We start from the raw sequence: 12,235 nt of genomic DNA on the forward strand, positions 1-12,235 counted from the left end.
TCTTCTGTGCTTCTTTTTCAAGTAAATCATTGAATTTTGATTCTATTGCATTCAGGCTTTGTTCCAGACTTTGTTTCGGTGCCGAGTAACTTACTGATGATACTGCAATCAAACTCATTAAAAATAATATACTTTTTTTCATTTCTCCTCCTATTTATTTTTATTTTAAAAAGCAATTGTTACATTAACTTTGTATATAAATTCATTTAATGTATATGCTATTAATATACCTTAGATTTTCCTTTTTATCTACTCCTATATTTAAAAAGAGCCTATTTTTAAAAAATAATTTTTGAATTTTTTTGCTTTAAAAATTATTTTTAGAGCGATAATTGATATATCATAATATTTGAAAATAGAAAATTATTTAGAATTAAAAAACATAAAAAATATACTATCTTTTTATGCTTATAAATTCGCATATATATCTGTATTTAATTAATTCACACTTTTGAAAATTTTTAAAAATAAGTTTACTTTCCTTATAAATAAAAAAGCCGTCTATAATATAGACGACTTCAAAAAACAAAATATTATTTTATTTAAGATATATCTATCCGGCAACTCCTCTTTGAAGTATTTCAATGATATTCATATTTTTATCAAGAATAACTATAGTTTTGTGTTTCTTATCAAACCCGAAGTATAATCTGGGATGCTTTTTTCCTTTTAAGTCAACATAATTATTTACATAATAAACACCTTTTTTATTATCTTTGTATACTTTATATGTTCCAAACACAGCAGGAACTGCACCTGTTGCAGGATCATCAAGATAGTCTTCGGATATTTTTCCTCCTGCTTTTTCTTTACTTTCATAACTTTGAACTAAAGAAATCCCTTTATTTTTATCATTTTCTGTTACTATATAAAAGGAATATTTATCGGCGTCCCCATTTTGGTTATACCAAAAATAGCCGTCAGGAGATTGTTCACCTGCATTTTCTTTTAAAGAAATTTCCAAATTTTTACTTGGACTTGTAAACTTTTCAGCAAATACTGATACTCCTATTATAAGCATTAACATTAAAATTAGTTTTCTCACTTTTTATTTCCTCCTTGTTTTTATTATATAGTGATTATATCAGTTAAAAATGAAAATTAGCTGAAAATTTTAAATTTTTTTAGTTTATTTTAAACAGTAAATTTTAAAAATATACACAAAATTTTTCTCTTTTTACACTCCACTATTCCAAGGTATTTCTGCAGGTTTTACTATCATCATAGTTTCAGGGTCGACAACTACAACTATTTTATATTTCGTATCATAAGCATATCCATAATTTTTGCTTAATAAAATACTATTTTTATAAACTTTTAGTCTTTCTTTTACGATCTCTTCCTTTTCTTCGTAATCTTCTTTTTCTTCGTCCTCTACATAATAATAGTAATTAGTCAGCTCATATCCCTGTGCATCTTTCTTAATTTCAAAAGAACCGTTGCCGTCTATATAATCAAATGTCTTATTTAGTAACTTGTCCTCATGAAGCTGACCGTCCGTTGTGAGAGTAATCTTATCCCCTCTTTCAAGAGGAGTGTAATCTATCCCGCTTCTGTCAGTTTCATCTACTGCTTCTGTAGAAGCTGTATTGTTGACCGGTTCTTCTTTATTTGACTTTTCAGCTTTTTCTTTTTTTGAACAGCTTACAATGGCAGCTAACATCATTATAATTAATAAAATTCTTAACGTTATTTTTCTCATAAATATTTCTCCAATACTCCTTTTTATATATTTTCAATATAATTCGTAATTTTTATAAATTTTTATCTATAAATTTTTCGAGATTTCTCATTTTTATCAAAAAAATTCTCTTTATTTACAGCTCTATATCTTCTTTTCTTAAAGTAGGGAATAATATAACATCTCTTATGGAAGCAGAATTTGTCATCAGCATTACAAGCCTGTCTATTCCTATTCCCAATCCTCCCGCCGGAGGCATTCCGTATTCTAAAGCCCTTATATAGTCCAAATCCATATTTTGAGCTTCGTCATCTCCTGCTTCTTTCATTTTTACCTGTTCTTCAAATCTTTCTTTTTGGTCTCTCGGGTCATTCAATTCAGAATAGGCATTTGCAAATTCCCTTCCTGATATAAATAATTCAAACCTGTCTACCCAGTCCGTTTCTCCCTTTTTATTTTTTGAAAGAGGAGAGATTTCTTTTGGATATTCAATAATAAAAGTAGGATTTATGAGAGTTTCTTCTACTTTTTCCTCAAAAATAAGATTTAATATACCATATTTAGTGTATGTTTTGTCTTTTTCCAAAGGTATCCCCATTTCTTTCGCTTTGGCAACAGCATCCTCATCATTTGTAACAGTATTAAAGTCAAATCCTGTAACTTCTTTTACTATGTCTTTCATTTTTACCCTTCTCCAAGGACTTTTCATATTTATTTTTTTACCCTCATATTCTATTTCATAAGTTCCGTGAAGTTCAAAAGTCAGTTTTGAAATAAGGTCTTCGGTAATGTTCATCATATCCACATAATCGGCGTAAGCCTGATACAGTTCCATCATTGTAAATTCAGGGTTATGTTTTATGGAAATTCCCTCATTTCTGAAACTTCTGTTAATTTCAAATACTTTTTCAAATCCTCCAACAAGAAGTCTTTTTAAATAAAGCTCAGGAGCAACCCTAAGAAACAGCTCCATATCCAAAGCATTATGATGAGTAGTAAAAGGTCTCGCAGTAGCTCCCCCTGCTATTGGATGCATCATAGGAGTTTCAACTTCAATAAACCCTTTCTCTTCAAGATATTTTCTGAAAAATCTCACAATCTGAAATCTTTTTTTCATAGTTTCCATAACTTCCCTGTTCATAACAAGGTCGACATATCTCTGTCTATATCTTGTTTCTACATTTGTCAGTCCGTGAAATTTTTCAGGCAGAGGTCTTATATTTTTAGACAGTACTTCAAAAGATTTTGCTCTCAATGTCAGCTCTCCCGTCTGTGTTCTAAAGAGCGTTCCTTCTATTCCGATAAAATCTCCTAAACCTAATTTTTTATAGATTTCATATTGTTCTTCTCCTACTTCATCTTTCTTTACATAATACTGAAATTTTCCTGTAAAATCCTGAATATGTCCGAAACCGTTTTTTCCCATTCTTCTGTACGCGACTATTCTTCCCGCAGTTTTAAATACTTTATCACTCGTTTCATCATATTGACTTATCTCTTCAATATTATTTATTTTTTCATAATTTCTTCCGTAAGGCTCTATTCCTGCTTCTTTTAATTCTTCAACTTTTTTAAGTTTTTCACTTATAATGTTACTTTCATTTGACTGATTACTCATTATTTTTCCTTTCTTTGATTACATTTTTTTATGTTTCAGATTAATTCCGTTACTTCAAGTTTTATTTTATTCAGTATTTCATTTCCATTGATTATATCATATTCCAAATAAATTTTTTCATCTTCCGTAACTATGATATTAGTAAATATTTCATACTTACCTTTAAACTCTTTCGTAAAATAAGTAAAAGAGGTTTTTTCACCTGTCTTAAATATCTGTTTTGAATTTATCTGGCCATAACGATAAATTTCTATAGTATCATTAAATTTAAAAATTTTACATTTTCCGTATTCATCTTCATAATGATATTCTTTCTTATTCCCATAGTCAGATTTGTTTTTCAATTCAAAATCTTTTTCGTAATATTGACCGTGAATATCCGTACTTTTTATCTTAATCTTCATATTTTTAACTTTCTATTCAAGAAAATTATCCAAAAACTCATCGATATCTTCTTCGTCTTCGTTGTAATCATTTATTTCTTCCATATCATCAATTTCATCCATATCTACATTGTCCAACCCTGAAAATTCCTCATCTTCTTTTCCAACTTTGTCATATTCCCCAAAATCTTCATTCCAGTACATATAATCCTTATCAGTACCGTAGTAATCTTCTTCCCAGATTTCCAGTATTTCATCTTCTTCATCCTCATCAAGAACAACCAAATCTTCTTCATTGGTATCATACCAGAAAACTCTCTTTACTCCCGCTTCATTTTCACAAACCAGGTATTCTTTTTCTTTAATCGTAATATTTGCCAAGCATGTGAAATACTCCATGTCGTCATCAATCATTTTTTCAAATTCTTCACCAACAGAGTACATAATAAATTCTCCCTCCATTTATTTATGATATTTTATATTTTTGCTTATAGAAATCCACCTATAAATCTGCTCAATCAATATAAGCCTCATTAACTGATGAGGAAACGTAAACGAAGAAAATTTCAACCTGTAATCCACTATCTTTCTTAAATTGTCATCAACTCCGTTTGAGCCGCCTATTATAAAACTAATTTCACTGTATGTCAAGGATAATTTTTCAATTTTCTCTGCCATTTCCTCAGATGTTTTAGCTTTCCCCTTTAAATCAAGCAATATATTATAAGACTGATTTCTTCTGCCAAGTGTATTGACTATTCTTTCCGTTTCTTTTTTTACGGCATTTTGAATTCCTTTATTATCATCTTCCTCATTTAATTCAATTATGTTGATATTAGCGTACTTTGATAATCTTTTGGAAAATTCTGAAATTCCGTCTTTTATATAATCATCTTTTACTTTACCAATACATATTATACTAATCTTTATCATATTTTTCCTTTATTGTCAATTATCTTTTTCAAATTTCTCTTTTATCGCCTCTATTTTCTCTAATGTTATTATCTATCTTTTTGAAATTTGATCCCTCTAATTTTTCTTTTTTTCTAACATACATTTTTTATCCTGATATGCATATATATGCACATTCTTTATTTTCTTATCTCATATTTATTGCATTATATTTAAATATTATAAAAGTTATTCAGCTTTTGAAAATAATCTCTATTTCTTTCTTCCGAACATCTTATCCAAATCATCTTTTGTCAATTTTACTATAATCGGTCGTCCATGAGGACAAGTATATTTCCCAACTTCATGAAGTCTTCTCACCATATTCCGCATTTCATTCATATTCAGTTTTTGACCTGCTTTTACTGCACCCTTGCATGACATTGAGATTATTATATTTTCCCTCAAATCTTTTATTTCATTATTATTTCTCAAATCCAAAAGTAATTTCATAAACACATTTTGTACACTATCCCTGAAATCAAATGCAGGAACCGCCCTAAATACTATTTCATTAGCAGAAAACTCATCTATATCAAAACCGAATTCATTAAATATTTCAATATTATCAAAAATAATATTTTTTTCAACCTGATTTACTTCCATTTTCTGAGGCAACAAAAGCTGTTGAGATTCAAGTTTTTTATTATAAAATTTGTCTTTTAATTCTTCATACAGTATTCTTTCATGGATAATATGCTGGTCATAAATTTCCAGCTCATTATCTTCTCTTACAAGGATATATGTATCAAAAATTTGACCCAATACATCATATTCAATCTGTGTTCCTTCGTGTTTCTCAAACGTTCCTACTTTATAGCCGTAGTTTTCTTTGGGATAAATATTTTCAAGCTTATGCTCATCTTTTTGTTCATTTCTGTTATATACATTTTCAGAAATATTTTCTTCTTTTATTTCCAGTTCATTTTCATTTTTTTCCTGATTTTCATAATTTATAAAGTTTATTTCTTTTTCGTTTATTCCTTCATTTATTTCATCTTTATTTATTTTATTAATTATATTATCATCGGAATTATGAGATAAAATAAAACTTTCTGATGAGCTGTCAGGAACATCTGTATTTTTACTTTTGTCGGAAAAATCTCCATCATGAGTTTCAAAACTGAAAAATTTCTGATTATCGCCTTTTATAATTTCATCAGAAAAAAGGTCGGAAATTTTTTCATCTTTATTTTCTATATTAATACTTTTTTTCAATAAATCTATGTTAGGTTGCCAGCCTTCCCTATCACTATGATAAAAATGCTCATCTATTGCATCTTTTATTTGTCTGTAAATTACTCTGTCATCCGAAAATTTTACTATTTTCTTGGACGGATGAACATTCACATCAATTTCTTTAGGGTCAATATCAAAAAATATAATAGCAAAAGGATATTTACCTTTCATCAGTTTAGTATAGTACCCGTCTATTACTGCTCTTTCTATCGTATTAGATTTTACATACCTCTTATTTACATAAGTAAATATATAATCTTTACTGCTTCTTAAAATTTCAACATTTCCTAAATATCCATATTCAAATTTTTTCAAATTTCTCAAAACTGATTTTCCAAAAAGCTCTAAAATAGTATTTTCAGTTCCTTTACCGCTTGTACTTATACTTTGTTTTCCGTCAAATTCCAGCGTAAAAGCAGTATCATTATTTACCAGTGCTTCCTTTAAAACAATATCCCTTATTTTATTATATTCCGTACTTTCTTTTCTCAGAAATTTTTTTCTTGCAGGAGTATTGTAAAATAAATCTCTCACTTCAATTTCGGTTCCTACATTTCTTGAAACTTCCTCAAATTTTCTTACAACTCCGCCATAACTGCCTATTTTATAACCTGTAGAGCTGCTTTCGGAACGAGTAGTTATTGTAAGCTTTGAAACTGCCGCAATAGAAGCAAGAGCTTCTCCCCTGAAACCGTAAGTATTGAGATTGAACACATCATCTTTTGTAGCAATTTTTGAAGTAGCGTGTCTTTCAATGGAAAGCAGTGTATCATCTTTATCCATTCCTACACCGTTATCGCTTATTTTTACATCCATTCCCCCTTTAAAAACTTCTATTTTTATAATGGTCGCTTTAGCGTCAAGGGAATTTTCAATCATTTCCTTAATCATTGATGCGGGATTTTCGACGACTTCTCCCGCCGCAATTATATTGGACACACTTTCATCTAAAATTTTTATATATCCCATAAGTGCTGCTCCTTATTTTTTTTATTTTGCTTTTTTTCCTAAAAAAGCCGCCCTTTAGGCAGCTCTGAATTTATAGTTATCTTTCTCATTATTTTTTATGACTAAAGTATAATTTATTCTTCAATTTTTGTCAAGATATAATATAATTGCTCCTATTTCTCTTTTATTTTACTATAGCTCCTGCCCTAAAAGATGTCCCATTTTTTCTTTTTTTGTTTTCAGGTATTTTCTGTCAAATTCATTGGATTTTATCTCTATTTCTTCCCTCGAAACAACATTTATCCCGTATTTTTTAAGTCCCTCGATTTTCAAAGGATTATTCGTTTTAAGAGATACGGTTTTTATCTCCAAATCTTTTATTATCTGAGACGCTACTGCATAATCCCTTAAATCATCCTGAAATCCCAGCTGATGATTGGCTTCCACAGTATCATATCCCTTATCTTGGAGTTTATAGGCCTTTAGTTTATTAAGTATACCTATTCCTCTGCCCTCCTGTCTTAAATATACTACAAGTCCTTCCCCCTTTTTTTCTATTTCATTTAAAGATCTATGAAGTTGCTCCTGACAGTCGCAACGTTTAGACCCAAACACATCTCCCGTCAGACATTCCGAATGAAGTCTTACACTCACATTCTCCTTATTTCTGATATTACCTTTAATAATAGCGATATATTCCTTATTTTCGATTTTATCACTATACCCTATAAAAGTAAATTTACCGAATTTTGTTATAATATCCACTTCGGCTTCATTTTTTACAAGTTTTTCATTATTTTTTCTGTACATTATCAAATCATCTATTGTTATTATTTTTAAATTATGTTTTTGACAAAATTCAAACAGATCATCTCTTCTCGCCATTGTTCCGTCTTCTTTCAATATTTCCATTATTACTCCGACTTCTGTAAAGCCTGCTATTTTTGAAAGATCTACAGCAGCTTCAGTATGTCCCTTTCTTTCAAGGACCCCTTTTTCTTTGGCAATCAACGGAAACATATGTCCCGGTCGTCTGAAATCTTCAGCCTTTTTATCCAAATTTCCCAAATCCAGTATTGTTTTCAGTCTGTCTCCTGTAGATATACCTGTCGTTGTTTCTTCATATGAATCTACAGATACTGTAAAAGCTGTTCCGTGATTATCCGTATTATTTTCCGTCATCATATTCAGTTTCAGCTCATCGGCTCTTTTTTTGGACATCGGTACACACATCAGCCCTCTTGCTTTATTTATCATAAAATTTATACTATCATACGTCGCCATTTGAGCAGAAATATAAAGGTCTCCCTCATTTTCCCTGTCCTCATCATCTACTATAACTATAGGGATGCCTTTTTTTATATCTTTCAATGCTTCTTCCACTGTATTAAATTTAATATCCATTTTTTTCACCTCAAAAATCTCTAAGTTTAAAATTTTTCTAAAATCCGTTTTCTGCTAAAAATTCAGTAGTTATATTTGATTTCCTATTTTCCTTATTTTCGGAATTTTTCAAATCAGAATTTTCATTATTGGAAAATTTCAATATTTTCTCTACATATTTTCCGAATAAATCCGTTTCAATATTTACAAAATCTCCAACTTTTTTCTTTCCTAAAATAATATTTTCTATTGTATGGGGAATGAGCGATACGGAAAATGTTCCATTTTCATCATTTGTATCAATTACCGTCAGGCTTGCTCCGTCTATAGTTATTCTTCCTTTTTCGACAATATATTTCATATTTTTTCTGTCCTTTTCTTTAAATCCGAATACATATACTTTTGCTATCCCTTTAGGATTGACGGACAGTATTTCCGCCTCGCAGTCCACATCTCCCATAATCAGATGTCCTCCAAGAAATGTCAGTAATGTTACAGATTTTTCAAGGTTTACTCTTTCTCCCGTTTTTATTCTTTTCAATCCGCTTCTTTCAATGGTTTCATACATCACATCAGCAGTAAAAGTATCATTTTTAAAAGAAGTAACTGTCAGACAAACTCCATTTACCGCTATACTGTCCCCAATCTGAACTTTTTCAGTTACTTTATTTGCCTTTATTGTAATTTCCATTCCCGAAGATTTTTTCAGAATATTCATAGTTTTGCCCGTTTCTTCCACTAATCCTGTAAACATATTTTTCTCCTATTTTTTATTTTGCTTTAACTTTTATTATATTTGTAGACCTGCTTCAAGCTTTTATAACTTAAAATACAAAATAAGTATTTTTTTATTAAATAAAATTTTAGCAAATGAACAAATATATTTTATTACTAAATTTCATCTCTCATTATATTTCTTAAAATAAAATTCAACTCCGATATTATTATCATAAATATTATATTTTATATTGTCCAAAGTTAGTGCTTCATCTGTATTTTCAGCCGCAAATCCTGAAACAAAAGATTTTGCATTATTATCTCCAAATATTTTATTTGAAATAAATATTTCCCCTCCGTCAATCACTTTTTCCGAAAAAGCCCTCGAAATGAGAGTTTCTCCTCCCTCAAGTAAAACAGAATCAATTCCCTGTTTTCCTATTTCTCTCAACATATCATTCATAGAAAAACATTTTCCCTCTAAAAAAATAAACTTTATTTTTTTCCATTTTTTTTATTTTTTCATTATTTTTATTAATAACCGAAGTAATAATTACTGTTTTTTCATCTTCATTATTTTTTATGACATTATATTCTTCCGTTATTTTTAAATTCGGGTCGACTATTATTCTGAAAGGGTTCACTCCGTTTTCAATTCTTGCAGTAAGGCTCGGATTATCATATAAAACTGTATTTATTCCTATCATTATCCCCATAAATTTGTTTCTGTAATACTGAACCTTTTCCCTTGCCTTTTCATTCGTTATCCATTTGGAAACACCGTTTGAGAGAGCGATTTTTCCATCCATTGTAATTCCGCATTTTAAAAATAAATAAGGAATTTCTGATTTTATATATTTAAAAAACACCTGATTCAGCTCATCACACTCTTCTTTTAAAACATTCCGAGTTACTTCTATTCCTGCGGCTCTAAGCATCTCAATCCCTTTTCCTGCCACTTTGGGATTGGGGTCGTTTGAGCCTATCACACATCTTTTTATCCCCATTTTTATAATTTTTTCAGCACATGGAGGTGTCTTTCCAAAATGAGAGCATGGTTCAAGAGTTACATAAATAGTCGCATTCCTTGCAAGTTTTCCTGCCTCTTCGAGAGCATAGACTTCTGCATGGGCTTTCCCAAATACTTTATGATACCCTTTTCCGACAATCACATCATCTTTTACTACAACAGCTCCTACCACAGGATTAGGGTTTACTTTTCCCTCCCCCTGTTTGGCAAGTTTTATAGCAAATTTCATATATTCCTTGTCTTTTTCAGCTTGAGTTTTTTTGTTCATATTGTTATCCGATTTCTTTTACGAGATTTATCATTTCTATAACTGCAAATGCGGCTTCAGAACCTTTATTTCCTGCTTTTGTTCCGGCTCTTTCTATCGCTTCCTCTATATTGTTGGTTGTCAGCACACCGAATATGACAGGAATGTCATATTGCAATGATAATTGTGCCACTCCTTTGGATACTTCCGCACAAACATAGTCAAAATGTGGTGTAGAACCTTGTATTACCGCTCCAAGCGTTATTATTCCGTCATATTTTCCTGTATTTATCATCTTTTTGGCTATAAGCGGTATTTCAAATGCTCCGGGAACCCACGCAATTTCAATATTTTCTTCCGAAACATCATTCCTTGTCAATACATCAACCGCTCCTCCAACTAATTTTGATGTGATAAATTCATTAAATCTTCCCGCTACAATACCTATTTTTAAATCTTTTCCATTGAACTTTCCTTCAAATTTTTTCATTTTTCCTCCTAAAGTTATAAAGTTAAAACAATTTTCCTGCAATTAAAAAAACCGGATAATTAAAACTCCGGGGAAATTTTGATATTAAAGCTGACATTGCTATAATTGTTATCTGTTTTATACATTAAACCTTATTACATAAAATATATGAATATTTTATAAATACAATCAATATTTAAATTGATTTTATATATAATAAGATTTAATAACAAATATATAACTCTGTATTTACACATATTAAGAATATACATTAACTTATATATATTAAATTTGCACATATATACATCGACATATTAAGTATCTCAATACTTGACTATCTTAAATTTTATTATAGCAATTATTACTTATATTTCAACTTCTTCCATCTAGACTATACTATCGGTATCGGAATTGCACCGATTCATGCTCGTAAAAGCTCGCGGACTGTACCGCCGGTCGGGAATTTCACCCTGCCCTGAAGTTTAAATTGTTTCATGATACTATTTTATACTGTTTTTTCTTTTTTGTCAATCGTATTGACATAAAAAAATCTATCAGATATAATAATGATGAAAAATATATAATTTAAATAAAACGGAGGTTAAATATGAAACTTGCAGAAGCCTTGATTTTAAGAGCCGATTTACAAAAAAGAATAGAACAGTTACGTATAAGACTTAATAATAATGCAAAAGTTCAGGAAAATGATACTCCTACCGAAGATCCAAAGTCATTAATGACTGAACTTGACAATTTCATAGAGCAGCTTACTTTATTGATAAAGCAGATAAACAAAACAAATTCCGTAACTCTTTCAAATGGAGTAACTTTGACGGACATGATTGCCGAAAGGGATACTTTGACTCTAAAAGCCAATATTATGAGAACATTCCTGCAATATGCCAGTCAAAAAGTGGAACTATACTCAAATAAGGAAATTAAGATTTTGAGTACGGTAGATGTTCCGACATTACAAAAAGACTTGGATGAGCTTTCGAAAAAAATTAGGGAAATTGACACGGAATTACAGCAGGCAAACTGGCTTACTGACTTAGTTGAATAAATTTTATAGGTGTAGATTTTATTAAAAGTGAGTACAAATTTTTCCTTTTTTTGGAAATTAGGCTGCCACCCTATTCAGTAATCGGAGGAGTTACAAACTTTTTATAGTTATCCTCAGTATTGTTACATGGGTACAGTTATCGGGCAATGTTACTACCACGTACTGATTTAATAATATCGAGGGCGGGTTTCGGGAAAGATTAAAGGGATTAACCCCTTTTTTTATAGAAGTCAATTTTTATCAATAAGAAATTAAATTTATCCATTTTTTATTTATTTCTTTCAAGTTCCAATAAAAAAGAGGGTGTTTCATAAGTCAAAAATAATTTTACTAATATAAATATTATATATTTTTAAAAATCAAAATACATTATTTTTATTGATTTTATAAAAATAGTAAAATATATAAATTTTATGATTTAGTAATTTTATTTATCTTATGAGATAGCCTCTTTTTTTGTTTATTAGAAAAGAATAGTTTCTCCAATAACGTTAAATCATTTGATA

General features: G+C 29.8%; 11 protein-coding genes, 1 pseudogene and 1 riboswitch. Of the genes and pseudogenes, 1 reads left to right on the plus strand and 11 read right to left on the minus strand.

Annotated elements, in window-relative coordinates:
• Positions 1-553 precede the first annotated feature (553 nt).
• The 11 genes and pseudogenes from ACO5J6_RS09835 to ribH form a co-directional block, all read right to left on the minus strand.
• A complete protein-coding gene (locus ACO5J6_RS09835) occupies positions 554-1,045 on the minus strand; it encodes a hypothetical protein (protein ID WP_485643696.1) in 492 nt (163 codons plus the stop codon).
• A gap of 132 nt (positions 1,046-1,177) precedes the next feature.
• The gene (locus ACO5J6_RS09840) at positions 1,178-1,702 is read right to left on the minus strand and encodes a hypothetical protein (RefSeq protein WP_485643697.1); all 525 of its coding nucleotides are present in this window, start codon (positions 1,700-1,702) and stop codon (positions 1,178-1,180) included.
• A gap of 115 nt (positions 1,703-1,817) precedes the next feature.
• Positions 1,818-3,299 (minus strand): lysine--tRNA ligase, encoded by a 1,482-nt coding sequence (gene lysS / locus ACO5J6_RS09845; RefSeq protein ID WP_485643698.1) that lies wholly within the window; start codon positions 3,297-3,299, stop codon positions 1,818-1,820.
• A gap of 35 nt (positions 3,300-3,334) precedes the next feature.
• Positions 3,335-3,703, minus strand: coding sequence for a DUF1934 family protein (locus ACO5J6_RS09850; protein ID WP_485643699.1), 369 nt, complete (start codon positions 3,701-3,703; stop codon positions 3,335-3,337).
• Between the two features lie 12 nt (positions 3,704-3,715).
• Entirely contained in the window at positions 3,716-4,126 is a 411-nt protein-coding gene (locus tag ACO5J6_RS09855) for a hypothetical protein (RefSeq protein WP_485643700.1), read from the minus strand.
• Positions 4,127-4,144: 18 nt separating this feature from the next.
• On the minus strand, positions 4,145-4,615 hold the full coding sequence (locus ACO5J6_RS09860; RefSeq protein ID WP_485643701.1) for a 23S rRNA (pseudouridine(1915)-N(3))-methyltransferase RlmH: 471 nt from the start codon (positions 4,613-4,615) through the stop codon (positions 4,145-4,147).
• A gap of 231 nt (positions 4,616-4,846) precedes the next feature.
• Positions 4,847-6,841, minus strand: coding sequence for a DNA mismatch repair endonuclease MutL (mutL, locus tag ACO5J6_RS09865; protein ID WP_485643702.1), 1,995 nt, complete (start codon positions 6,839-6,841; stop codon positions 4,847-4,849).
• Between the two features lie 171 nt (positions 6,842-7,012).
• Entirely contained in the window at positions 7,013-8,224 is a 1,212-nt protein-coding gene (locus tag ACO5J6_RS09870; RefSeq protein WP_485643703.1) for a bifunctional 3,4-dihydroxy-2-butanone-4-phosphate synthase/GTP cyclohydrolase II, read from the minus strand.
• Positions 8,225-8,261: 37 nt separating this feature from the next.
• Positions 8,262-8,957 carry a riboflavin synthase gene (locus ACO5J6_RS09875; RefSeq protein WP_485643704.1) on the minus strand — a complete coding sequence of 232 codons (696 nt, stop codon included), beginning with the start codon at positions 8,955-8,957 and terminating at the stop codon, positions 8,262-8,264.
• Between the two features lie 144 nt (positions 8,958-9,101).
• A pseudogene (ribD, locus tag ACO5J6_RS09880) lies at positions 9,102-10,179 on the minus strand (bifunctional diaminohydroxyphosphoribosylaminopyrimidine deaminase/5-amino-6-(5-phosphoribosylamino)uracil reductase RibD).
• 43 nt (positions 10,180-10,222) lie between these two features.
• Entirely contained in the window at positions 10,223-10,687 is a 465-nt protein-coding gene (gene ribH / locus ACO5J6_RS09885; protein WP_485643705.1) for a 6,7-dimethyl-8-ribityllumazine synthase, read from the minus strand.
• Positions 10,688-11,036: 349 nt separating this feature from the next.
• Positions 11,037-11,153, minus strand: a riboswitch (FMN riboswitch).
• A 120-nt stretch (positions 11,154-11,273) separates the two neighbouring features.
• Between ribH and ACO5J6_RS09890 the strand changes: the two genes are divergently transcribed.
• Positions 11,274-11,729, plus strand: coding sequence for a DIP1984 family protein (locus tag ACO5J6_RS09890; protein ID WP_485643706.1), 456 nt, complete (start codon positions 11,274-11,276; stop codon positions 11,727-11,729).
• Positions 11,730-12,235 lie beyond the last annotated feature (506 nt).

This window comes from Pseudoleptotrichia sp., from assembly GCF_057270515.1.

Coding starts and splice junctions, on each gene's coding strand:
- ACO5J6_RS09840 (WP_485643697.1), bottom strand. CDS start 1,702: ATGAGAAAAATAACGTTAAGAATTTTATTAATTATAATGATGTTAGCT.
- ACO5J6_RS09875 (WP_485643704.1), bottom strand. CDS start 8,957: ATGTTTACAGGATTAGTGGAAGAAACGGGCAAAACTATGAATATTCTG.
- lysS (WP_485643698.1), bottom strand. CDS start 3,299: ATGAGTAATCAGTCAAATGAAAGTAACATTATAAGTGAAAAACTTAAA.
- ACO5J6_RS09890 (WP_485643706.1), top strand. CDS start 11,274: ATGAAACTTGCAGAAGCCTTGATTTTAAGAGCCGATTTACAAAAAAGA.
- ACO5J6_RS09870 (WP_485643703.1), bottom strand. CDS start 8,224: ATGGATATTAAATTTAATACAGTGGAAGAAGCATTGAAAGATATAAAA.
- ACO5J6_RS09860 (WP_485643701.1), bottom strand. CDS start 4,615: ATGATAAAGATTAGTATAATATGTATTGGTAAAGTAAAAGATGATTAT.
- ACO5J6_RS09855 (WP_485643700.1), bottom strand. CDS start 4,126: ATGTACTCTGTTGGTGAAGAATTTGAAAAAATGATTGATGACGACATG.
- mutL (WP_485643702.1), bottom strand. CDS start 6,841: ATGGGATATATAAAAATTTTAGATGAAAGTGTGTCCAATATAATTGCG.
- ribH (WP_485643705.1), bottom strand. CDS start 10,687: ATGAAAAAATTTGAAGGAAAGTTCAATGGAAAAGATTTAAAAATAGGT.
- ACO5J6_RS09850 (WP_485643699.1), bottom strand. CDS start 3,703: ATGAAGATTAAGATAAAAAGTACGGATATTCACGGTCAATATTACGAA.